The 24951-nt window shown below is 40.7% G+C and carries 14 protein-coding genes; 9 read left to right on the top strand and 5 right to left on the bottom strand.

The window, feature by feature from the left end; genetic code table 11:
- The first annotated feature begins 28 nt into the window (after positions 1–28).
- Complete coding sequence (gene kbl, locus OGI71_RS19555; protein WP_282251228.1) at positions 29–1219, top strand: glycine C-acetyltransferase; 1191 nt, start codon at positions 29–31, stop codon at positions 1217–1219.
- Positions 1220–1297: 78 nt separating this feature from the next.
- Positions 1298–3103: a translational GTPase TypA gene (gene typA, locus OGI71_RS19550; RefSeq protein ID WP_282251226.1), complete on the top strand. Its 1806-nt coding sequence runs from the start codon at positions 1298–1300 to the stop codon at positions 3101–3103.
- Between the two features lie 191 nt (positions 3104–3294).
- On the opposite strand, the gene OGI71_RS19545 is transcribed toward typA, so the two are convergent.
- The 3 genes from OGI71_RS19545 to OGI71_RS19535 form a co-directional block, all read right to left on the bottom strand.
- Positions 3295–4782: a SusD/RagB family nutrient-binding outer membrane lipoprotein gene (locus OGI71_RS19545; RefSeq protein WP_282251225.1), complete on the bottom strand. Its 1488-nt coding sequence runs from the start codon at positions 4780–4782 to the stop codon at positions 3295–3297.
- 30 nt (positions 4783–4812) lie between these two features.
- Complete coding sequence (locus tag OGI71_RS19540) at positions 4813–7980, bottom strand: SusC/RagA family TonB-linked outer membrane protein (RefSeq protein ID WP_282251224.1); 3168 nt, start codon at positions 7978–7980, stop codon at positions 4813–4815.
- Positions 7981–8270: 290 nt separating this feature from the next.
- Positions 8271–8777 carry an ecotin family protein gene (locus OGI71_RS19535; RefSeq protein WP_282251223.1) on the bottom strand — a complete coding sequence of 169 codons (507 nt, stop codon included), beginning with the start codon at positions 8775–8777 and terminating at the stop codon, positions 8271–8273.
- A 304-nt stretch (positions 8778–9081) separates the two neighbouring features.
- Between OGI71_RS19535 and OGI71_RS19530 the strand changes: the two genes are divergently transcribed.
- The 6 genes from OGI71_RS19530 (at position 9082) to OGI71_RS19505 (ending at position 20335) form a co-directional block, all read left to right on the top strand.
- The gene (locus OGI71_RS19530; RefSeq protein WP_282251222.1) at positions 9082–10776 is read left to right on the top strand and encodes a GMC family oxidoreductase; all 1695 of its coding nucleotides are present in this window, start codon (positions 9082–9084) and stop codon (positions 10774–10776) included.
- Positions 10777–10886: 110 nt separating this feature from the next.
- A complete protein-coding gene (gene uvrA / locus OGI71_RS19525; RefSeq protein ID WP_282251221.1) occupies positions 10887–13688 on the top strand; it encodes an excinuclease ABC subunit UvrA in 2802 nt (933 codons plus the stop codon).
- Between the two features lie 191 nt (positions 13689–13879).
- Positions 13880–15523, top strand: coding sequence for an alkaline phosphatase PafA (pafA, locus tag OGI71_RS19520; RefSeq protein ID WP_282251220.1), 1644 nt, complete (start codon positions 13880–13882; stop codon positions 15521–15523).
- Positions 15524–15674: 151 nt separating this feature from the next.
- Positions 15675–16115, top strand: coding sequence for an Rrf2 family transcriptional regulator (locus OGI71_RS19515; protein ID WP_120261185.1), 441 nt, complete (start codon positions 15675–15677; stop codon positions 16113–16115).
- A 636-nt stretch (positions 16116–16751) separates the two neighbouring features.
- A complete protein-coding gene (locus tag OGI71_RS19510; protein WP_282251219.1) occupies positions 16752–19544 on the top strand; it encodes an outer membrane beta-barrel protein in 2793 nt (930 codons plus the stop codon).
- Between the two features lie 20 nt (positions 19545–19564).
- On the top strand, positions 19565–20335 hold the full coding sequence (locus OGI71_RS19505; RefSeq protein ID WP_282251218.1) for a GLPGLI family protein: 771 nt from the start codon (positions 19565–19567) through the stop codon (positions 20333–20335).
- Positions 20336–20468: 133 nt separating this feature from the next.
- Here OGI71_RS19505 and metG read toward each other — a convergent pair whose 3' ends face one another.
- Positions 20469–22538: a methionine--tRNA ligase gene (gene metG / locus OGI71_RS19500; protein ID WP_282251217.1), complete on the bottom strand. Its 2070-nt coding sequence runs from the start codon at positions 22536–22538 to the stop codon at positions 20469–20471.
- A 223-nt stretch (positions 22539–22761) separates the two neighbouring features.
- Here metG and OGI71_RS19495 point away from each other — a divergent pair, with 223 nt between their 5' ends.
- Positions 22762–23664 (top strand): LD-carboxypeptidase, encoded by a 903-nt coding sequence (locus tag OGI71_RS19495; protein WP_282251216.1) that lies wholly within the window; start codon positions 22762–22764, stop codon positions 23662–23664.
- A gap of 70 nt (positions 23665–23734) precedes the next feature.
- On the opposite strand, the gene OGI71_RS19490 is transcribed toward OGI71_RS19495, so the two are convergent.
- The gene (locus OGI71_RS19490; RefSeq protein ID WP_282251215.1) at positions 23735–24565 is read right to left on the bottom strand and encodes a universal stress protein; all 831 of its coding nucleotides are present in this window, start codon (positions 24563–24565) and stop codon (positions 23735–23737) included.
- Between the last annotated feature and the right edge of the window lie 386 nt (positions 24566–24951).

Below are 24951 nucleotides of genomic sequence, written 5' to 3'. Positions count from 1 at the left end.
ATATTGTATAAAAAAATAAATTCGAATTATGTACAATACATTACAACCAGTTTTACAAAAGGAATTGGAAGCAATCAAAGAAGCGGGATTGTATAAGCAAGAGCGGGTGATTGTTACCCCTCAAGGAGCAGATATTAAAGTGAGCACAGGACAGGAAGTCATCAATTTTTGTGCAAACAACTACTTGGGACTATCTTCTCACCCGAAGGTTATCGAAGCGGCAAAGCAAGCCATTGATACGCATGGTTATGGCATGTCTTCTGTACGTTTTATCTGTGGTACACAAGATGTACATAAAGAATTAGAAGCAAAGATTTCCCAGTTCTTAGGAACAGAAGATACGATTTTATATGCGGCAGCATTCGATGCGAATGGCGGTGTTTTCGAACCATTGTTTGGTGCTGAGGACGCAATTATTTCCGATGAATTGAACCACGCTTCGATCATTGATGGCGTACGTTTGTGTAAAGCGCAGCGTTTCCGTTATAAGAATGCGGATATGACAGATTTAGAAGCACAGTTGCAGGCAGCATCGGGCGCAAGACACAAAATCATCGTTACCGATGGCGCATTCTCTATGGACGGATCAGTAGCGCCATTGGACAAGATCTGTGATCTTGCGGACAAATATCAAGCTTTGGTGATGATCGATGAATCGCATTGTACAGGTTTCATTGGTGCCACAGGCCGCGGTACGCATGAACTTTTCAATGTGATTGATCGTGTAGATATCATTACAGGAACACTTGGTAAAGCCCTTGGTGGAGCTTCTGGTGGCTTCACGTCAGGTAAAAAAGAGATCATTGATTTGTTACGTCAGCGCTCACGCCCTTATTTATTTTCAAATACATTGGCACCAGCAATTGCAGGCGCTTCTGTTGGGGTATTGGATATGCTGAGTGAGACGACCGCTTTGCGTGATAAGCTTGAATCCAACACCAAATATTTCCGTGAAAAAATGACGGAAGCAGGATTTGATATCAAACCGGGTTTCCACCCAATCGTACCTGTGATGCTTTACGACGCGAAACTTGCACAAGCTTTTGCTGCTAAGATGTTGGACGAAGGTATTTATGTGATCGGTTTCTACTATCCTGTTGTACCTCAGGGAAAAGCTCGTATTCGTGTTCAAATTTCAGCAGGACATGAGCTTGCACACTTGGATAAAGCTATCGCCGCCTTTACTAAAGTAGGTAAAGAATTAGGTGTAATTAAATAAAATACACATAGTTATAAAATTTATGGTGCAAAATGTTTATCTTTGCACCCTGAATTTAAAAACAAATTTACTTGCTAGATGCAAAATATTAGAAACATAGCGATTATCGCTCACGTCGATCACGGTAAAACTACGTTGGTAGACAAAATCTTACACTTCACAAATCTTTTTAGAGACAATGATGGTACAGGTGATTTAATTCTGGATAATAACGATTTAGAACGTGAACGCGGTATTACTATTGTCGCTAAAAACGTTTCTGTTGAATATAAAGGAGTAAAAATTAACGTTATTGATACACCTGGTCACGCCGATTTCGGTGGTGAGGTTGAGCGTGTATTGAAAATGGCTGATGGTGTTGTATTGCTTGTGGATGCTTTCGAAGGTCCAATGCCGCAAACACGTTTCGTTACACAAAAAGCATTATCCTTAGGTTTGAAACCTTTGGTTGTTGTGAATAAAGTGGACAAAGAAAACTGTCGCCCAGAAGAAGTATACGAAAATGTATTTGATTTATTCTTTAGCCTTGATGCTACAGAGGAACAATTGGCATTTCCCGTATTATATGGTTCTTCCAAACATGGTTGGATGTCAACAGATTGGAAAGAAAAGAAAGAAGATGTATCTGAATTATTAGATGCAATCATTAGTCACTTCCCACCTTCGCCATTTGTTGAAGGTACATTGCAAATGCAGATCACGTCGTTGGATTACTCTACGTTCGTAGGACGTATTGCTATCGGTCGTGTCGCTCGTGGTATAATTAAAGAAGGTCAACCAATCTCGTTGGTAAAACGTGATGGTAAGATCGTAAAATCACGTGTAAAAGAATTGCATACATTTGAAGGTTTAGGTCGTCGTCGTGTACAGGAAGTTAAATGTGGTGATATTTGTGCTGTTGTTGGTATCGAAGGTTTCGATATCGGTGATACAATCGCTGATTTTGACAACCCGGAGCAATTGGAAGTTATTAGCATTGATGAGCCAACAATGAATATGTTGTTCACGATCAATAACTCACCATTCTTTGGTAAAGAAGGTAAATTGGTTACTTCTAGACATATTCACGATCGTCTACAAAAAGAATTAGAGAAGAACTTGGCATTACGTGTCGTTCCTACTGAATCTCCAGACGCTTGGTTGGTATATGGACGTGGTATCCTTCACTTATCTGTATTGATCGAAACAATGCGTCGCGAAGGTTACGAATTGCAAGTAGGTCAACCGCAAGTAATCTTGAAAGAGATCGACGGCAAGAAATGTGAGCCTATCGAGGTGTTGGTTGTTGACGTTCCTGCAGAAGTTTCGGGTAAAGTGATCGAGTTGGTAACACAACGTAAAGGTGAGCTTTTAGTGATGGAAACGAAAGGTGAAATGCAACATCTTGAGTTCGAAATTCCTTCTCGTGGTATCATTGGTCTTCGTAACAACGTATTGACTGCTACAGCTGGAGAGGCTGTTATGGCGCACCGTTTGAAAGGATACGAGCCTTGGAGAGGAACAATCCCTGGACGTTTGCATGGTGTATTGATCTCTTTGGATAAAGGTACAACAACTGCTTATTCTATTGATAAGCTACAAGATAGAGGTAAGTTCTTCGTTGATCCAGGTGTGGATATTTATGAAGGACAAATCTTAGGAGAGCACATCCGTGACAATGACTTAACGATCAATATTGTTAAAGGTAAACAATTGACAAATATGCGTGCATCTGGTACAGATGATAACACACGTATCGCACCAGCAATTAAATTCTCTCTAGAAGAATCTATGGAATATATCCAAGCAGACGAATACATCGAGGTTACACCACAATCTATCCGTTTGCGTAAAATCTACTTGACAGAAAATGAGCGTAAAGTAAACGCGAAAAAATTTCAATAGTAGGTAACTAAAGATTATAAAAAAAGCCCTCGAAATACTATTTCGAGGGCTTTTTTTATATCAGCTTATACCACTTTTTCCGGTCCTCCCCCTTTCTTAATTTCTTCTTTGTAAAGGCTTCTAAGCTGGAAAAGGCTAGGAGGGAAGAAGCTGAATAAATTGAATGGGACAATCGATCGTATTGATTTTGTTTATTTGATAGACCAGATCAGATCATTTTGTGTATCTGATCCGTTAAACTGCCGTTGCAAAGCTTCTTTTAAATTGCTTTCGTTGGTGCTATATTCGTTTTTCGGATAAGCCCATCGTTTAGGGATCTGGTTGTTGTTGGCATTTGCCGGACCAACATTGAACTCTGGTATACCTGTACGACGTTGCTCAAAGAAAGCCTGTTTGCCTGAATTTTCAAAGAAGGCAACATATTTTTGTGTGAGTATCTGTTTCAAGCCTTCGGGATTATTCCCTTTGTAAGCATAACCTTTTAGAAAGGCGGCAATCTTCTCCGGGGAAATCCCATAGAACTGCATAGACAGGGTTATGCCGGCTTCAAATCTGGACTTTGCATCAGTATTGCTCCAACCACGATTGATTCCCTCAGCAAGCGCAAATTGCACCTCAGACGCTCCAAGCTGAATGGATGGTAAACCCGAAGGTGAAGCGAGCCAATAGTCAAAATTGATCATAGAAAGTTGGCCTTCTGTCGCTTGTTTCAGGAGGCTGCTTTGTAGATCCCCTGTTTTGCCGCCCTGATAAGCCTCGAAAGGTTTCGTTGGGTCAAAAGGTAAAGCGGAGGCCGGGAGCGCTTGAACCAGCAATCGTGGATCTCGGGTTGTTTTTAGGATATCCAAGTAAGTTGCTCCCAAGGTATTCCGCACATCTTTTTTGATAATCACACCATCAGTCGGCCAGAGCGGATAGGTATTGATGGAGTTATATTGCAACTGGAAATTGTCCCTATTATCAAGAATCAACGGGAATTTTGAAGGATTGGCAAGGAGTTCCGCAAATCGCTCTTTAATGCGTAGCGCAGGACTATCATCGGCGCGTTTGCTCAGGCTTAGCAGTATACGCAGCTTGAGGGAGTTGACCAACTTCTGCCATTGTTCCGTCTTTCCGTTGTAGAAGAAATCACCGTCAAGTATAGTGCCTTTTTCTTTAAAACCAGCGAGTTCAGTATTGGCCTCCTCTAGCCAGGAGAGCACTTGCTGATACACTTCCAGCTGGGTATTGTACCGAGGGGCAAAGTTGTTGTTGGCCTCTCCCTTTAGCGCATCTGCCATTGGAATATCGCCAAACATTTCGGTTGTGCGGACAAAAAAATAGGCTTTGAAGAATTTGGCTAGCGTGAGGTACACAGCACCCAATTCGGGTGTTTTAGCCGCTTCGATTTCCATCCGGTATACATCCCGTAGTATGCCATAAGGTGTCTCGAAGGAACCTGTGGTCCAACTGTATGGCTGTCCAGTATAATAGGCCTCATTTTGGGTCATGTACTGATTGTAACGATGGTCTTCGTTCCATGGAGCATCATGAGATCGCATTAATATACCTGTAAAGAGCAGTTTGGGGGCGGGATCATACACGGCCGCGGGATCCTTTTGTAGGTCTTCGATTTTTTTACAGGAGCTCAACGTGCTGCCAAAGAGCAATAAAAGTAAGACTGATTTAAAGTATTTCATGGTTGAAAATATCTTGATGTGTTAAAATCTTTAAAAAGTTGCATTAATATTTAGACCAAAGCTTTTTACCGATGGAGTCTGGTAATCCGAACTGGCGGCGGTAAATTGATCCAGATCCATATTTTTTGTGCCTTTTCTGGTAAAGTATAATAGATTTCGGCCGACTAGGGATACGCTTGCACTACGTAAAAACCTGGAGTTTTTCAGTACACTAGCTGGAAGATTGTAGCTGAAGACAATTTCCCGTAATTTTACAAATGTCCTGTCTTTTGCACTGATCGGTCCAGATTGGTAATAATTGGTAGCCCAGTTTTGCCATAGAACGGGGATGTCGTTTGGTGCAAACTCCCGTGTATCAGAAATTATTTTACCATCTTGGTCCGTGCTCAATTGGCCTTTGATAATTTTTAGTCCCTCAGTCATGACCGAACCCTTGTAGTCTTTGCTGTCTCTGTTTTCCCAGTCTTTTAAGCGATAGGCGCTGGCCGATTCGGGATGCGTTCCTGAACCCCATTGTTTGGCATCCTGCACATTTTTGATCAACCCTCCAAAGCGACCGTCGACTAGAAAGCTAAAGTTGAAATCACGGTAGCGGAAACTGTTGCTGATACTTGCTGTGAACTTATTATCGCTGTATCCAATCTTGCTGACGTAAGGATTGTAGGCCGGCAGACCATTGGTTCCTACGATTAAATTCCCTTTTTCATCGCGTTGAAAATCATTTACATAGAAGCTATCCCAGCGTTCTCCGATGCGTACATCCCCTGATCGGGTCTGATGGCCATCGATATCATGCAACCAGGCATGATTGGTCGATGCATTGACCAATATATTCCAGCTAAAGCGTTCTCGTTGGATTGCTGTTGCGTCGATGCTCAATTCAATCCCTTTTCGTAGCAAAGTCAACCCGTTGGTTTGTCTTGCTTTTACACCCGAAGTGACCGATGTGGCTAGCTCGATGATGCGGGGGCCTTCCAGGTTTCGGAATACCGCTAAATCTACGCCGAGACGGTTGTTAAAGAGGCGGGTTTCCAAGCCGATCTCCGCAGTCTTTACACGCTCCGCTACGAGATCTGGATTCGGTAATACATCTGTATAGGTGACACCAGTCATGGAATTCGCCCAGCGACCATAATTGGTATAGGCCGGTAGAAGTTTGTAAATATCATATTGTGCTGTTTCATTGACAAAATCGCTGGCAACATTTGCGTAGGCACCACGCACTTTCAGTGATGAGATCATTTTAGGTAAAGATACCATCTGCGATATGACAGCACTTAAGGAAGCAGATGGATAGAAATAGGTGTTATTTTTTAGGGGCATGGTTGACGATTTATCAAATCGACCAGTCAGATTCAAGAACAGCATATTTTTGTAGTCAAGATCCACAAAACCATAGGCGCTTCCGACTTGGCGTAGTGCACGGTCATTGGTCGATACGGTCGGCATGACCGAATTACTTAAATCGTAGACTCCAGGGACAGTCAAACCTCGATCCGTACGGGCAAACAATGATTTTGCACTTACTGTTCGTAAGTTCCCGAATACCGAACCTGTAAAGCCAATGTCTTCTGAAATGCGGTTTTGATATTTTAATGAAACTTCGGTGTTATTTTCCCAGAAGGTATCATACGTTTCTTGGTAACCACCGACACGACTCCCGCCAATATTGTAATTGTATAAATTGGCCGAGATTGGAATTTTGATGGTTCGGTTCCTGTTCCAAGTGCTTGCGCTGGTACGTGCGTTTAAAGAGAGATGGCTGTTCCATTTGTAATTGGCAGATACATAGCCGTAAATATCATCTTTATCATAAGTGCGTAGGTTTTCATAAGCTGTCATCCAAGGGTTGTCATATATCGTGTATTCGCGATTGTACTGTTGTACATTTTCTTTACCCGGTTGCCAATAGTTCCTCAGATCGTTGATGTCATAATCCGCACCACCCCATAGTGTTAGAATATAAATGGGGCTGTTTGGTCCATAAGCGATATTGGGATAGTTTGGCGAATACTGCTTATTGTAATTGATGCTTGCGTCAATCCTCAATTTGCTTCCGGCATTGATCCCCCCTGTTAAATTGATATTCGTGCCCCCGAGTTTTGTATTCGGTGTTGTGCCACGTTGAAATAGCTGAGAAGCCGAAAGGCGAATGTCCCCACGCTCTGTTTTACTTGAAATAGCAATATTGTTGGTGCTTAACAGTCCATTTTGAAGGAATTTCTTCAAGTTATCCTTCCCACGAGCTTCCCAGGGAAGCGGAACCAATGCGCCTGTTTTAGGATCGATGGGGCTATTGTACTGTGGGATAAGCTGGCCTTCAAATCGAGGTCCCCAAATATTATAGTCATTGTCGTTTATTCCGCCACCACGTCCATCTTTGAAAGCATATTGAAAATTTGAACCGGGACCATATTCGGTTTGGATCTTGGGAATCGCATTGTATCCTGTCTGCAGTTGTGTACTCGAGTTGAACTCTACTTGAAAGCCTTTATCCTCTGTCTTTGCTCGTTTGGTCGTAATGACAATGGCACCATTCTGTCCGCGATTTCCGTATAAGGCTGCTGCATTCGCTCCTTTCAATACCGAATAGGATTCAATGTCGTCCGGACTAAGGTTCCAGGAGTCGGTATTGATCGGCATTCCATCCACCACAATAAGAATATTGCTTCTTCCGCGTAATGTGATACCAGGGTCTCCAAATAGATTTGTGCTCGGCGTAATTGTCAGACCCGATACCCGGCCAGCAAGGCTAGCGATTGCGTTTGGTTCGCGGGCTTTTACCAGATCTTTTCCTTTGATCTCCTGTACGGAATAACCGATGGCCTGCTTTTCTTTTTTTATACCCAGGGCAGTTACCACAACTTCATTGAGCGATTGTTGATTGGGAGATAACGAAATCTGTAGAGGCCCCTGGTTTGAGATAATAAAGCTTTTAGGAAGATAACCCATAAAACCTATGCGTAAGGTGTCTCCGATTTGCGCCTGAATGGAAAAATTTCCTGCCTGGTCTGATGAAACTAATTTACTCAGATGAGAATTTCGAATGGTTGCGCCATGAATTGCATCCTGACTCACTGAATCAATCAGCTTTCCCTGAAATGTTTGGGATTGGGCAAAACCCTTTGCAGATAACGTCGTTAAAATACACGTGAGTACTGCAATTTTTGGTAGATGTAATGAAGGTTGATTAAACATGATCATTTTATACTTATGTCTGAAAACGTAAGCAATATTAAACTTTGTATATTAATACTAAACTAACCGGGTGTTAAGTTTATAGTATTAAGTTCTTTTGTTATAATGTCGTGTAAATCATAATCTTGAAAGCCCCGTTGCCAATTTTGGAGCAAAATGCCACGAGGGAGGCAATAATGTTGATCGTTTTTTTAACAGTATATAAAAAAGAAAGTCTCCAATTTTTATTGGAGACTTTCTGCTACAAGCAGCGCTTGTTTGCTATTATTTTAAGTAACTAAACTGTATGATTACTTCTTTTCTCTGACTTCAGCAGCACGGTAGCTATCCCCATCTGTTGAGTAGATTTTGAATTGCGCTTCATAACCTTCAGGGACATAAATAACGATAGGCATCCGACCATTATAACGTACTATTTCAGGTTGAGCACTCACAAAAAGATTTCTTTTTGCTTTATCTGGGCAGGCCATCATTGTGCTTGCTACATTTCCATTAGTTTTAAATACATAGTAATCATACCCCCAGCCTTGAAGATCTTTTTTCTCAAAAGAACCAGCTAGATTAAAACTGTTACAACCATCTACCTCCATCCATTTACTTACAGAGAATTCGATCTTCTTATTTTTATCATTCTCCGAATATGGAACTTCGATAACCATTTTTTTGTATCCTTTTTCCGCTGCTGGAAAAATATTTAAATCTATTTTATCAATCACCATTTGTGCTTTACTTACTGTTGTGGATGCGACGAAAACGAATAGCATCATGACCATAACTTTAAATACATTTTTTCTCATAACCTTTTTTTTATTTTATTCTTTAAACGCAATTTCTATTGCTATTGCTATTGCTACGCTGTTTTGTAAAACTATATTTCTAAGACTAAATAAAATTCAGAAGGATTAATTGCAAATGGTTGAATATTTAAAATAATTGTTTGTTAAACCCTGTGCGGATGTAAAAGAGCACCCTTTGATAAGCTGTGGTTGATACATTTGTTCTTCGTTTGTTTTGTAACAAAATCATGTGAGTTGTAATGAATATTTGCTGCAATAGTTTTAATTTACAGTATATTAACTCTTCAAATACGACCTAAATATAATGATGAATAAGGAGAATCATTTTGATGCTATTGTGATCGGCTCGGGGATATCTGGCGGATGGGCCGCTAAGGAACTTTGCGAGAAAGGATTGAAAACACTTGTTTTGGATCGAGGTAAAGATGCCAGACATATCCAGGATTATCCCACAGCGTATATGGATCCTTGGCAGTTCAAGCACGGTGGACAAGTGGAACAGCAGGCCAAGGATGAAAATCCAATTGCTTCAAAATGTTATGTCTATCGGGAAGACGCCAAGCACTTTTTTCTGCCGGATGCGGCCCAGCCTTATATTCAGGAAAAACCATTTGACTGGATTCGGGCTGATCAAGTTGGTGGTAAATCTCTCCTTTGGGCCCGTCAGACCCAGCGATGGTCTAAGTACGATTTTGAAGGCCCTGCAAGGGATGGCTTTGCAGTGGATTGGCCAATTCGTTACGATGATATAGCACCATGGTATTCGTATGTCGAACATTTCGCCGGAATATCGGGTAATAAGGATGGAATTGACGCGATGCCAGATGGTGATTTTCTTCCGGCCTGGGAGATGAACGTTGTAGAGAAAGCGATACAACAACGCATACAGCAGCAGTATAAAGATCGTCCAGTGATTCAGGGACGCTGTGCTCATTTGACACAGCCCAGACAGATCCATATTGATCAAGGGCGGAGCCAGTGCCAGGCACGTAGCCTATGTCATCGTGGGTGTCCTTTTGGTGGATATTTTAGTTCCAATGCATCCACTTTACCCTGGGCGGCAAAAACAGGAAAGTTGACCATTCGCCCTCAAGCGATTGTCGAATCTATACTTTACGATGATAGTTTACAAAAAGCGATCGGTGTCCGTATTGTTGACACCATAACTAAGGCGAGTCAAGAATTTTTTGCGAAAATTATTTTTGTCAATGCCTCTGCATTAGCGACAAACCAGATTCTATTGAATTCCACTTCCGACCGTTTTCCGAATGGCCTAGGAAATGACAGTGGACTGTTGGGGAAATATGTCGCTTTTCATAATTATTTGGGTACAATAACGGGTACAATGGAGGGTTATGAAGATAAATATTATTATGGACGTAGGCCAACCCAACCTATTATTCCCAATTTTAGAAATGTACATCGACAGGAAACAGATTTTTTAAGAGGTTATGCCTCGTTCTTTGGGGCTTCCCGTTCGCGGGGAGGGGCTTTTGAGGGAGTACCGGTAGGCGGGGATTATAAAGACAGTTTATCCGAACTTGAGGGCTGGGGCGTCTCTATGATGATGCAGGGCGAGACGATTCCCAAGGAAAGCAATCATGTGCGATTGAGTGCAGACAAGAAAGATCCTTATGGTATTCCTCAATTGATTACAGCCGTGGGTTACGAGGAAAACGACTACAAATCAAGAGATGACTTCTTTCAACAAGGGCAGGAGATGCTGGATGTTGCAGGAGTCAAGAATCTCAACATTAGTGACAGTAACCAAAATCCGGGGTTAGATATCCACGAAATGGGCGGAGTACGTATGGGACTGGATCCCAAGACCTCGTTGTTGAACAAATGGAACCAGTTACATTTGGTGAAAAATGTATTTGTCACCGATGGTTCCTGCATGACCTCAACAGGAACGCAAAATCCGTCGCTGACCTATATGGCATTAACAGCTAGAGCCGTTGATTATGCTGTCACTGAAATGAAAAAAGGCAGCCTCTAAATTTATAGAACTGCATGATGATAGCGGTTGTATTTTTTCGTGAGAGCTTTTAATTCATAGGGACTATAATCAGCCAAGATTGCGTAACTTTGTGTGAGATAAGGATTATTATGAGTAAAAAAGTGGAGCATACTCCAAAAGAATATATTCAAATAAAAGGGGCTAGGGTCAATAATCTGAAAAATATTGATGTTGATATTCCCAAAAATAAATTAGTTGTCATTACAGGAATGTCGGGTTCGGGAAAATCTTCCCTCGCTTTTGATACCCTATATGCTGAAGGGCAGCGACGGTACGTTGAAAGTCTTTCTTCCTATGCACGGCAGTTTATGGGACGGATGAATAAACCCGAAGTCGATTACATCAAAGGGATCGCTCCAGCGATTGCGATTGAACAACGTGTTATTACCAGCAATCCCCGTTCTACTGTCGGAACTTCTACCGAAATATATGACTATCTGAAATTACTATATGCAAGAATCGGTAAGACGATTTCTCCTGTCTCAGGCAGGGAGGTGACTAAAGACAGTGTGAGTTCGGTGGTAGATTTTGCCTTGAAGTTTGACGAGGGAGAATCTGTCACGCTTTTGGCTCCGTTGGTGCCTTCCCATGGGCGAAAGCTCAAAGAAGAGTTGTCTCTCTTACTGCAGAAAGGATTTGTCCGTGTCGTTTATCAAGATAAAATGCAAAAAATCGAAAGTATTATTGACGATAAGAGCATGGCCAATGAAACGATTCAGGACGGCGAGGTATTGATCGTAGTGGATCGGGTACGTATCGAACAGGATGATGATACCATTAATCGATTATCAGATTCTATTCAAACCGGATTTTTTGAGGGTAAAGGTGAATTGTATATTGAAGAAAAGGATAAAAGACATCATTTCTCGCATAAGTTTGAACTCGATGGAATTACCTTTGAGGAGCCTAGTCCCAACTTCTTTAGTTTCAATAATCCCTATGGTGCCTGTCGTCGGTGTGAAGGCTATGGGAAGATCATTGGTATAGACCCAGATCTTGTTATACCAGATAAGAGTCGCTCTGTCTATGATGGCGCTATTGCTCCTTGGCGAGGAGAGAAAATGGGCGAATGGTTACAGGTGCTGGTAAAAAATTCTTTAAAGTTTGATTTTCCGATACACCGCGCCTATTCTGATCTGACTGCAGCACAAAAAGAATTACTCTGGACGGGAAATAGTTATTTTACAGGGCTTAACCAGTTCTTTGAAGAGCTTGAAGAACAGACCTATAAAATTCAATATCGCGTGATGTTATCACGTTACCGTGGTAAGACCGACTGTCCGGATTGTAGAGGAACAAGGTTGCGCAAAGATGCGACCTATGTCAAAGTAGGTGGTAGGTCAATTACCGATATCGTATTGATGCCTCTTGAAGAAGCTTTGGCATTTTTTACAGATTTGTCTCTGGAAGGAAATGAAAAGGTGATCGCCAAACGTCTATTGGCCGAAATTAATAACCGGTTACAATTTCTATGCGATGTAGGATTAAGCTACCTTACCTTAAACCGTTTGTCCAATACGCTATCCGGAGGGGAATCCCAACGAATCAATTTGGCAACTTCGCTCGGAAGTTCGCTCGTCGGCTCAATATATGTACTGGATGAGCCAAGTATTGGGTTACATCCGCGGGATACACAACGTCTGATCTCGGTTCTGAAGTCCCTGCGTGATGTAGGTAATACGGTTGTTGTGGTTGAGCATGAACAGGAAATGATGGAGGCTGCAGATTACTTGATCGATATTGGCCCTGAAGCAGGGATCAATGGTGGTGAGATGGTATTTGCGGGAACGTATAGTGAGATCCTAAAAGATGATAGGAGCTTAACGGGTCAATATCTGAGTGGCAAGAGCCAGATCGAAGTTCCCAAAAAACGGCGAAAGTGGTCCAACAGTATTACTGTAAAGGGAGCGCATGAAAATAATCTTCAGGGGATCGATGTGCAGTTTCCCTTAAATACATTTACCGTCGTATCTGGGGTATCTGGGTCCGGAAAGACTTCCTTGGTAAAACGGATTCTTTATCCGGCATTGCAGAAATCAATCGGTAATTATTCTGGTGAACAAACAGGTGTATATGATTCCATAGAAGGCGATATTGCACAAGTGGAACAGATCGAAATGGTCGATCAGAATCCTATCGGTCGTTCTTCACGGTCCAATCCAGTGACTTATGTTAAGGCTTGGGATGAGATCAGGGCATTGTATGCCAATCAAGCCGCATCCAAAGCTGCGGGATTGAAACCAGCTGCGTTTTCTTTTAATGTCGAGGGTGGCCGCTGTGATGTCTGTCAAGGTGAGGGGGAAGTGAAGATCGAAATGCAATTTATGGCAGATATCGTACTCCCATGTGAGGCCTGTGGTGGAAAACGTTTCAAGCAGTTTGTGCTAGACGTGCAATATAAAGGTAAATCCGTAGCAGATATACTTGAACTGAGCGTGGATGAAGCCATTGTCTTCTTCGGTGACCAGCCTAAAATATTGGCTAAGTTACAGCCATTACAAGATGTTGGTTTAGGGTATGTAAAGCTCGGGCAGTCTTCCAGTACGCTCTCAGGGGGTGAGGCCCAACGGATTAAACTTGCTTCCTTTTTGATCAAAGGCAATAACAGCAAGAAGACCCTGTTTATCTTTGACGAACCGACTACTGGTTTGCATTTTCAGGATATTAAAAAACTGCTAAAATCGTTTGATGCTTTGATTGCTCTCGGCAATAGTATTTTGGTCATTGAGCATAATATGGATATGATCAAGTCGGCGGATTGGGTGATTGATATTGGACCTGAAGGGGGTAATAAAGGTGGAAAGGTAGTTTTTACGGGACTTCCAGAAGATCTTGCACATTGTAAAGATTCTTATACAGGACAATTTTTAAAAACGCATTTAAAAGATTAAACCCTACATTAGCATTCGTTATTAAACGGCGGCTCTACACAGTGGCTGCTGAAGTTAGGGACTTAGATTAGTAAAGTCAACGGTTAAAATTAATAAGTAAAAAAAGGAGATTTAGGTAAGTCGGAGACTTCGTATTGTGAACGTCTCAAATCTAATATCTTAATGCTTAATACTCAATACTTAATACTATTATGATTAAAAGATTTTTTTTAAGTGTCGTATTTGGAATAGCTGCACTCTCCTCCATGGCACAACAACCGGAAAGACCCAAATTGGTCGTCGGTCTGATGGTGGATCAGATGCGCTGGGATTATCTATATCGCTTTGCGGACCGATATGGAAATGATGGTTTCAAGCGACTTTTGAAAGAAGGCTTCTCCTGCGAGAATACCCTGATCAATTATATTCCGACCTATACAGCTATAGGACACAGTTCGGTGTACACTGGTTCTGTTCCTTCAATCCACGGTATTGCGGGTAATGATTGGATCGAGGAGCTTACAGGCAAGAATATGTATTGTACCCAAGATGACAATGTCGTTGGTGTAGGTACTACAGAGAAAGAAGGAAAACAATCCCCACGTAATTTACTGGCTTCTACAGTAACGGATCAGTTGAAACTGGCTTCAAATTTTAAATCTAAAGTCATTGGTATCGCAATTAAAGACAGAGGCGGCATATTACCTGCCGGTCACTTTGCGGATGCTGCTTATTGGTTTGAGGCGAAGTCGGGCAACTGGATTACCTCCAATTTCTATATGGATCAATTACCGAAGTGGGTCGTTGACTTCAATAAGAAAAAATTAGCGGAAAAATATCTTAAGGCAGACTGGAAGCCGATGTACGATGTGCGTACTTATGCAGCGAATAGTATTGCTGATGATAATATCTATGAAGGGAAATATCCTGGTGAAGAGAAACCAACCTTACCGCGTGCGACATCTAAGTTGATGAAAGACGAAGGTCTTGAGTTGATAAAAACAACGCCAATGGGTAATCAGTTTACCTTAGATCTGGCAATGGAAGCCATCAAGAATGAGCAGATGGGAAATAATCCAACTAAAAATACCGATTTCCTTTGTGTTAGTCTTTCGGCTACAGATTATGTCGGACATCGCTACTCATTAACAGCTGTAGAAATTGAAGATATCTATCTGCAATTGGACAAACAACTTGCCGATTTCTTTGCTTATCTGGACAACGCTGTCGGTAAAGGCAATTACACCTTTTTCCTGACTGCTGACCATGGCGCTTCTTACAACTCGAGATTCTATATGGATATGAAAGGAAATGGCGGTTATTTCTATTCCCGTCAGATTATCTCGGATCTAAACAAAAAGTTGAAAGAGAAATTTGGACAGGAAAAAATCGTCAAGAGTATGATGAATTATCAGGTTCATTTGAATAATCAAATCATTGATTCGCTTCAATTGGATCGGGATAAAATAAAAGAGACAATTATTCGCGAATTGCGCCACACCGAAGGTGTTGCATACGTTGCAGATATGGAAAAGAGCGAAGGCCTAATGATTCCAGAGCCTGTCCGTGAAAAAATGATCAATGGGTATAACTACAAACGAAGTGGTGTTATCCAGATCGTTTGTGAACCACAATGGTATGATGGTACCCCACGTTCTACGGGTACGACACATGGTACTTGGTCGGGATATGATTCCCATATCCCATTGGTATTTATGGGCTGGGGTATTAAGCCAGGTGTGTCCAATACCGAGGTCCATATTGTCGATATTGCGCCTACAATTTCATCACTATTGCATATTACCGAACCCAATGGAAGTATCGGTAAACCCATTACAGCAGTATTGGGCCAATAGCAATTCGGTTATCAAATAATATTCGCCCTTAGCATAAGGATATCCAACGGGTAAATTGTGCTAAGGGCTTTTCTTTTACAGCTAGTTTTATAGGTTTTATTCTATTGAATAAAAAACGTAAATTTGCAATTCAACAGGGGGTTAACAAATTATGCTTTCCAAAAAGACAAAATATGCAATTAAGGCACTTATGGTGCTCGGTCGTAACTACGGAAATGAACCTATGCAGATCGTTAAGATCGCGCAGGAAGAAAATATTCCAAAAAAATTCTTGGAACAGATTCTCCTTGAAATGCGCAACGCAGGGATTCTCTATAGTAAAAAAGGTGCAGGTGGTGGCTATAGTCTCAATAAAGCTCCAGAGGATGTATTTTTATCTCAGGTAATGCGTCTGATCGATGGACCGATTGCTTTGCTCCCTTGTGTCAGTCTAAATTTTTATCGTTCCTGTGAAGAGTGTACCGAAGAGCATGCCTGTGGCATCCGTGATACATTTGTGGAAGTGCGGAATGCGATGTTGCAAATTTTGAATGACACCAGCATTGCACATTTAATCAATAAAGAAAAAGAGTTGAATTTAAACGTCGAATAATTGACTTGTTCGATGTCGTTTACAAACTAAGCAAAAAGGTTTGTTTGCAATGAATAGTATAGACAGCAGTAGCGCAAGTTACTGCTGTTTTTTTATACTGAAGGTATTTCTAAAAAGGTGACTAGCAGGATAATGTTCTACACACGCTGCCTTATACTATGAGCTAGGCGAGGCCAATCGTGCTTGGAACAGATATCTGATGAACAATCGAAAGCGATAGAAAAATTACTCTTTAAGTACAAGAATATATTCCTGTTGTGCAAATTTCAGTTGAATAGTTATGAAGCGACCACAAAGATCCATGAAATCTCTGTTGGTATCATAATAGATTACAGGTTGTAAAAAAAGCATCGCTACCGGTTTTTCTATAGCGAAACTATTTTCAATATGTCAGGCAGAAATGTGTGAAACTATATTTCTTCTGATATTATTAGTTGTGTCTTATTGGGAAAACAAAGCTGGTGTAACATTTTGTTCTATCCAGTTTTATTAGATATTTGTCTTTAATTAGTTGTTTTACAGCTTTTTACTTTTGTTTTTACTATTTTTTTAATTTCTTAATTATTTAACATTATTTTACGAATTTTCCGTAGCAACATTGATATCTTTATTGCGACAATATATAAACGGAAATTTATGAGACCAACCTATACCTTAGTTTTGTTTCTTGTACTTTCAGCCATAAGCTCTATTTCCTATGCCCAACAGCGGCTTACAGGTGTAGTTGTTGATGCCAAAGACAAAGCTAAACTCCATCAAGCGTCAGTTGCTTTACTTAACCCAAAAGATTCTATATTAATTAAGTTCGATCGAACAAAAGAAAATGGGACTTTCCAAATTGCCAATCTGGATACAGGTATTTATAAAATGGTCGTGTCCTATCCACAATATGCTGACCTCGTGAAAGATATCCATATTACATCCCAAAGTCTTGATCTCGGTATGGTATCGCTGTCAAAGACAGCATTACTTTTGGAGGAAGTGCAGGTCAATGGACGAATTCCAGTCGTTATTAAAGGAGATACGATAGAGTATGATGCTGGTAGTTTTAAGGTTGAGAAAGATGCTAAGGTTGAGGATTTGCTCAAGGTGCTTCCAGGTATTACGATCGATGGGACAGGGAAGATTACAGCGCAGGGAAAAGAGGTAAAAAAGGTGCTGCTCGATGGAGAGGAGTTTTTTGGGGATGACCCAACCCTGATTACCAAAAATATCCGGTCGGATATGGTGAGCAAGGTACAGGTATACGAAAAGAAATCCGATCTGGCTGTGCGTACCGGTGTGGATGACGGAGAGCGTACGCAAACTATTGACATAAAACTCAAGGAGGATAAAAAGAAAGGGATGTTTGGTCAGGCAATCGCAGGTGCAGGAACAGATAAGTATTATGGTGGGAAAGTCATGCTCAATAAGTTTAAAGGGGCACAGAAGATTGCCGCTTATGGTATTTTGGCCAATGACGGCATGGTAGGTTTGGGCTTTGAGGATAGTCAAAAATATGGTGTGGGGGGAAGCGGCAATGTACAGATGATGGACGGTGGAGGTATCATGATTTCTTCCGGTGGAGATGAAACGGAAGGCGGATGGGATGGCCAATACAGGGGTGGAGGTGTACCTAAAGCTTTAAATATGGGGGTAAGCTATTCCGATAAGTCTAAAAATGATAAGCACAAAATTAACGTCAATTACAAGCGTAGTCAGATCAATGTTGATAATACAAGTACCTATAATGCGCAGAATAACTTGCCAGAACGGGCACAAATAGACAGTAATACAACCAGAACGGAAAATGAAAACAGAGCAAATGTTGCTAATTTGAGGTATGATTATAAATTGGATTCGCTTGCTGATCTGACCGTGAATATGGGCTTTAATAAATCCAATAGGGATAATGTCTCCGAAGCGGAAGCTTATCAGAAAACCTTGAGCGGACAGCCGATTACAAACACCATATCGCGCAGGGATCTGAATAGTGATCAGGATAAATTTAATGTAAATGCAATATTGACACGGCGGTTTAAAAAAGAACGTCGCTCCATCACATTTAATGTCAACGCAAATACGGATCGGAACCTCTCGAAGACACAATATTTTTCGGAAAACTATTTTGAAAATAGCCAGCGTACTGACACAATCGATCAATTTAAAAAAGATGAAATCAGAAATAATACGTATGGCGCTTCGATAACCTATACCGAGCCCCTTTCAAAAAAGATTACAGGATCAATCGGGTACTCTTTTTCAAGCAATAAATCAGAAACACTCAATCAATCCTTCAATAGAGATCCTATCACACAAAAATATACCGTGCTGGATGAAAGTGTATTGAATGATTTTAATTTTTCCAGTTTAAAAAATAGTATCAATACTTCACTGAACTATAAAACAAATGACTTGACAATCAATCTGAGTAACCAAACAGAATTTGAAGCTGTAAAAAGAACCTATAATAATTTAAATACCATATTGCAGCGCGATCAGACCTCTTTAAGGCCATCGCTTTCGGTAAATTACAAAATTTCTAAAAGTAAAAACATAGGCTTCCGTTACAGTGGACAGACTGCCCAGCCTTCATTGACACAGATCGAACCACTTAAACAAAATGCCCAGCCGCTCGTGGAATATTTGGACAATCCAGATCTGAAATCTGGGTTCAATAATTCCTATTCTGTCAATTATAACTCTTATAAGCAGCTAAAAGATCAAAATATGTATTTCTATGTTGGCGCTTATCAGGGAAAACGCAATATTAATAGTAGTGTGCGCTATAACTTGGAAGAGGGTACCCGACAAATCTCCTATGTCAATATTGATAAGGATAATTGGTCTTTGTATGGAGGCGGAAGCTATAGTTTTCCGATACAAAAGAAATGGGGATTAAAGATGAACCTTGGTATGGACCTTAACTATAATAGTCAGTATAGTTATCTTTCTTTATTGAATCAAGATCCACAGCTAAACCGTAACAAAACTTGGAGCGTAGGTCCTAATATAGGTTTTAACCGTTTTAAAGCAAATAAAATGGACTTTTATATTAACTTGAGTCCAGGCGTGGAAAAAATGGATTCCTATTTGCAGCCCGAATTGAATCAGACAACATTTAAATTCAATTCTTATTCGCAAGTCACCTATTACTTACCCAAAGACTTTAAAATTTCGCTATCCATGCAACAGAATTATCAAGCTGCAACAAAGACATTGCAATCCATTAACATGATGAACATGAATGGCTATATCTCTAAAAAATTCTTAAAGGACAAATCTTTGGAAGCGCAATTATTTGTCAACGATATATTAAATAAAAATATTGGAGTGCGTCGCTATCAGGATGGTACTGCATTTATCCAGACAAGCAACAACGTATTGCGTCGTTATGGGATGTTAAAAGTGATCTACAATTTTACAACAATGAGAGGAGATGCCAAATGAGGACGCAAATAATATTAATAATGGGGCTTTTATGTTTGTCCATCACTGCAATACAGGCACAGCATGCATTTTTCCCGAACAGTGGCACTGTGACTTTCGAACGGAAATTCCATGTGCAGAACTACTTGAAACGAACTTATTTAAGTAAGCCAGACTTGGATACCTGGGATAAACTGGGGGTAGAGAATGCAGTCAAAAATGGACCTGTTGAAATGATCACACATCATACATTGAAGTTTTATGATACCGAGACTTTGTTTGAAACCGTACAGGAAGATTACCCCGCTAACTATCGAAATGTCTCCTGGTATAATCCGGCAGTGACTGATTCAAAAACTTATTTGAATTTCAAGAACCAAGAATTCATCAAATTATTACCTTTTGGTGATGAGCAACTGTTGATGAAGGATTCTTTGCCTGCAGTGAAATGGAAGTACACTGATGAATATCGCAACATCGCAGGCTATGATTGTAGGCGAGCAAATGGAATCATACAAGATTCAATCTATGTTGTCGCATTTTTTGCGGGACAGATTCCGATATCAGGGGGGCCAGAATTAATCCATGGGCTGCCGGGCTTGATCTTGGGGATATCTATCCCCAGTATGAATATCAATATGTTTGCAACGAAGGTCGAGATCACCAATACTCCAGTGTCCAATGTACTTACCAAAAAGAAGAAGGTTGTTGCCGAATCGAAAACGGAGGTTATAAAAAAGTTAAAAGATACTGTCTATGATTGGATGGATGAGAAAGATTTTAAAAAGAGATTGCAAAATGTCTTATTCTAACCGCTCTTTGCTTGGTATCTGTAGCTAAAGCAAATCACTAAAAGGGAATAGAAATACCGGATGGCTTTTGAAAACAAAGAATGCCTGTCTTTTGCGACAGGCATTCTTTGTTTATGCTATATCTTACGTTTAGTTAGCGTACTGTGCTACCGACTTTGATCGCTGTATCCGGTTTGACGAAATCCAATCTACCATCAGCATCTTCGGCCATCAAGATCATACCCTGTGAGGTAATGCCTTTGATTTCACGAGGTTCTAGATTTACCAAAATTGAGACCTGGCGTCCGACAATCTCTTCTGGGCTAAAGAACTCCGCGATACCCGATACAACGGTGCGTTTGTCAATACCCGTATCTATTGTTAATTTTAGTAATTTCTTTGTTTTCGCAACTTTTTCAGCTTCTAAAATTGTCCCTACACGGATATCCATTTTGACAAAATCGTCAAAACTAATATTTTCTTTAGCAGGGGCGACCTTCGTGTTGTCCGCGCGGTTTTTTTGTTTCGCTTCCGCAAGTTTGTTTAATTGAAACTCAACTTGTTCGTCTGTTATCTTATCAAACAACAATTGGACTTCACCCAACTGATGGCCATCCTGAATTAGGCCTTCCTTACCTGCATCGTTCCAATTTCCTTGCGGGAAATTGAGCATTTCAAATAATTTGATTGCTGTTTTTGGTAAAAATGGTTGTGCCAACACGGCAAGGTTAGCAACAATCTGAGATGCTACATTTAGGATCGTTTTTACGCGTTCCTCGTCCGTTTTGATTACTTTCCAAGGTTCTTCATCCGCTAAATACTTGTTTCCAAGGCGTGCCACATTCATAAACTCCGCCAGCGCTTCACGGAAACGGAATTGCTCCAGTGATGATTTGATAGACGCCGGATAGGATTTTAACTCATCCAATACCGCTTGATCCACTGCTGTAAGTGGAGATCCATTTAATACTTTGCCATCGAAATATTTATGGGAAAGTACCATTACACGATTGACAAAGTTACCAAAGATCGCTACTAGCTCGTTGTTTATCCGCGCTTGGAAATCCTTCCAGGTAAATTCAGCATCCGAGGTCTCAGGTAAAATAGAGGTTAATACATAACGTAATTCATCCTGTTTGTCTGGGAATTCCTGTAGATATTCATGTAACCAAACAGCATGGTTTCTGGATGTCGATAATTTATCGCCTTCCAAATTAAGGAATTCATTTGCAGGTATATTTTCTGGCAGGATATAGTCTCCATGAGCATGAAGGATCGCTGGGAATATGATGCAATGGAATACAATATTATCTTTTCCGATAAAATGGATCAATGTTGAATCATCTGCTGGATTGTCATGGGTTTTCCAATAGTCTTCCCAATTTTTTCCGTGGTCGATTGCCCACTGTTTCGTTGCAGAAATATAACCTATTGGTGCGTCCAGCCATACATAAAGTTTCTTTCCTTCTGCTTCTTTCAGGGGAACATCTACCCCCCAATCCAAATCTCGGGTCATAGAACGTGGCTGCAAACCTGACTTGAGCCAAGACTGGCATTGGCCAAAAACGTTGGATTTAAGAATGTTTTTCTTGCCCTCGATTAACCATTTTTCCAACCAAGGTTGATATTTATCCAAAGGTAAATACCAATGCTTCGTTTCTTTTAATACGGGAGTTTTCCCACTTAATGTCGAAATTGGGTTGATCAGGTCTGTTGGACTTAGTGAGGTACCGCATTTTTCACATTGGTCACCATAGGCACCTTCGGATTTACAGTTTGGACAGGTCCCAGTAATATAACGGTCCGCCAAAAACTGATGGTACTCCTCATCGTAGTATTGCTCCGAAAATTTCTCGACAAATTCACCTTTATTGTATAAGTTCAGGAAAAAATCTTGCGACAGTTGGTGGTGAATCGGTTCGGAGGTACGATGGTAGATATCGAAAGAAATGCCAAACTCTTCAAAGCTTTCTTTGATTTGTTTGTTGTATTTATCAATGATCTGCTGTGGCGTAATTCCCTCTTTTTTTGCGCGGATGGTAATGGCTGCACCATGTTCATCCGAACCACAGACATAGACCACATCTTTTTGATTTAAACGCAAATAGCGAACAAAAATATCACCTGGAATATAAGCTCCGGCAAGGTGCCCGATATGTAAAGGACCATTGGCATACGGTAATGCCGAAGTAATTGTATATCGTTTTTTATCTAGAATACTCAATGCTTGAAAGTATATTAAAGTTTTTACTTGTTTCTTTCACAAAGATAATTCAATTTGCGGTATAATACTAAGATAAATTTGTTGTCTCCTCATCCATTGAAAATTTTTATTGGAGGAAACCATCATGAGTTGGAACAAATTACTTTGGGCTAAAATGAAATGAGTTGGCTAATGATCGCTTCATAGCCGTAAAGAATCAAATTATATATGAAACATAATAAATATGTCTAAAATACCTGAATTTCTTAAAGAAGGCGACAAAGTCGCCATCGTTTGTCCTGCAAGCTTTATCCGTGGGAATATTGATCTAGGGATTGAAACATTGAAGAGCTGGGGGTTAGAAGTCCTGATAGGGGAGACCGTGGGGACATCTTATCATCAATTTGCCGGCGATGACCACTTACGTGCTGCAGACCTCCAATGGGCCCTGGATGATCCATCCATTAAAGCCGTATTTGCTGCCCGAGGGGGCTATGGCTGTGTTCGGATTGTCGATGAGATCGATTTTTCTAAGTTTGAGCAGCATCCCAAGTGGTTGGTCGGATTTAGCGATATCACAGTATTGCATAGCCATATCCAACGTAACTATAAAATTGCGACGATACATGGGCAGATGCCCAAATCTTTTGAATCAGGAACGAAAGCTTCCTTGGAGACGTTAAAAAATGCATTGTTTGGCGATTCCACAGACTTTAGCTATGAACAATCTGTATTCCCAAACCGCTCCGGTGAGGCTGAAGGCAAGCTAATTGGTGGGAATTTGGCTATTTTATTGTCTATTTTGGCGTCAGACTCAGATGTCAAGTATGCAAATAAGATTCTTTTCATCGAGGATGTGGGTGAGGCTTATTATTCAGTGGATCGGATGCTGTGGGCGTTGAAACGTGCGGGCAAATTCAAAAAATTGAAAGGTCTTATTGTGGGCAGTTTTTCATCCATGAAAGACAATGATCCTACATTTGGACAGACTGTAGAGGAGATTATTTGGGATAAAGTCAAAGAATATGATTTTCCTGTCGCCTTTGGTTATCCAGCAGGACATATAGATGATAACCATGCACTGGTATTAGGCCGGAAAGTGAAATTGGTAACGAGTGCCGATAAAACGGAGCTCATCTATTTATAGATGATTAACCCTATCGACAATTAAATAGTTGTGTCCGGGATGCTACGGTTTAATTGTCGATATTTTTATATTATCCTGAATGTACAGGAATAACCATCATGGCCGCCTGACTTTTCCAAGCCATTTTTTGCGCGATACTGGTGTTGAAAATCCGGCTAAGTAACCCTTTGTCGCGATGGAAAGTAACCATCATATCAATGTGGTTTTCATTAATATATTGATTGATGCCAACGGCAATATCCGAGTGTAAGATATAGCTGTATATGGGATGGTAGGGGGCCAATAGATCGTTCATAATGTTAATCTCTGTGCTGACAACTTTACTGGCAGGATCTTCCTTGGTAACGTGAACTACATAGACCTCACTCTTTCGGAGCACTTCAGCTGCATTGATCAGAAGCCGGTCTAACTTAAGCTTCACTTCTTTGAGATTGGTTGCGATCAGCATCTTTTTGGGGATTCTGAATTCGGCTTTGGCAGGTACAACCAGCAATGGGGTGTGGCAATTCTCAATTAATTTTAACGTGTTGCTTCCCAAGAGAAGCTTTTTAAAACCACTTTTTCCAGCAGTTCCGACGACAACAATATCGATATCTTCCTCAGCACAAGTACGGTTGACGCCATAGCTCAATTCATACTCCTCCAGTACCACTTTCCATGCTATTCCCTGTGGAAAGAGTTGGATGAGGTCTTCTTGCCACACGTTGAGATCTTTTTGTTTTTCTTCTAGTATATCCAAATTGCTGATGACAACAGGTTCTGTTCCAACCGTTGGTATAACCTCATAAGTATGGTACAGCACAACCCTTTCTATGCCCCAAAGCGGAGCTAATTTTGCGGCATATTGAGCCGCAGCATAGGCATTGTCCGAGAAATCTGTTAATAAGAGAAGATTCTTCATAATAATTTTATAATCGGGTCTATGAGACTTAAATTACGCATTTAGTATCATAAATACAATATTTTTCTGTCGGCTTCCCTTATTTTTCTTAAAGTGAATTGCCCCATTTCGTCTTTCTTTCCCTCACTCAAATAGACCTGTTTTGTTATTTCTTAATCTATATCAAGGGGATGTAACACATTTTGACCTAATTTTGTTATCATTAAAGGTGGATAAAGTGCGTAGCATGAATGACAAGTTCACCGATACCAAGTAGGATAAATGGGTACTAATTAGCGAATGAAATGAGTTTATTGATACCTTTGAGAAATAGACACAAATCAATAACCGAACGAAGTGAGCTCATTGAAACCGCTGAAAATAAACACAAATCAATAAAATTTGAT

The organism is Sphingobacterium sp. ML3W (genome assembly GCF_029542085.1).
Classification (GTDB): Bacteria; Bacteroidota; Bacteroidia; order Sphingobacteriales; family Sphingobacteriaceae; genus Sphingobacterium.
The sequence above is the reverse complement of the archived record's forward strand: the minus strand, read 5'-3'. Positions and strand labels throughout refer to the sequence as shown.

Excerpts from the sequence above, each read along its gene's own strand:
- OGI71_RS19490 (WP_282251215.1), bottom strand. The coding sequence starts at position 24,565 with ATGAAGAATCTTCTCTTATTAACAGATTTCTCGGACAATGCCTATGCT.
- typA (WP_282251226.1), top strand. The coding sequence starts at position 1,298 with ATGCAAAATATTAGAAACATAGCGATTATCGCTCACGTCGATCACGGT.
- uvrA (WP_282251221.1), top strand. The coding sequence starts at position 10,887 with ATGAGTAAAAAAGTGGAGCATACTCCAAAAGAATATATTCAAATAAAA.
- pafA (WP_282251220.1), top strand. The coding sequence starts at position 13,880 with ATGATTAAAAGATTTTTTTTAAGTGTCGTATTTGGAATAGCTGCACTC.
- OGI71_RS19530 (WP_282251222.1), top strand. The coding sequence starts at position 9,082 with ATGATGAATAAGGAGAATCATTTTGATGCTATTGTGATCGGCTCGGGG.
- OGI71_RS19505 (WP_282251218.1), top strand. The coding sequence starts at position 19,565 with ATGGGGCTTTTATGTTTGTCCATCACTGCAATACAGGCACAGCATGCA.
- kbl (WP_282251228.1), top strand. The coding sequence starts at position 29 with ATGTACAATACATTACAACCAGTTTTACAAAAGGAATTGGAAGCAATC.
- OGI71_RS19540 (WP_282251224.1), bottom strand. The coding sequence starts at position 7,980 with ATGTTTAATCAACCTTCATTACATCTACCAAAAATTGCAGTACTCACG.
- OGI71_RS19515 (WP_120261185.1), top strand. The coding sequence starts at position 15,675 with ATGCTTTCCAAAAAGACAAAATATGCAATTAAGGCACTTATGGTGCTC.
- OGI71_RS19495 (WP_282251216.1), top strand. The coding sequence starts at position 22,762 with ATGTCTAAAATACCTGAATTTCTTAAAGAAGGCGACAAAGTCGCCATC.
- OGI71_RS19535 (WP_282251223.1), bottom strand. The coding sequence starts at position 8,777 with ATGAGAAAAAATGTATTTAAAGTTATGGTCATGATGCTATTCGTTTTC.
- OGI71_RS19510 (WP_282251219.1), top strand. The coding sequence starts at position 16,752 with ATGAGACCAACCTATACCTTAGTTTTGTTTCTTGTACTTTCAGCCATA.
- OGI71_RS19545 (WP_282251225.1), bottom strand. The coding sequence starts at position 4,782 with ATGAAATACTTTAAATCAGTCTTACTTTTATTGCTCTTTGGCAGCACG.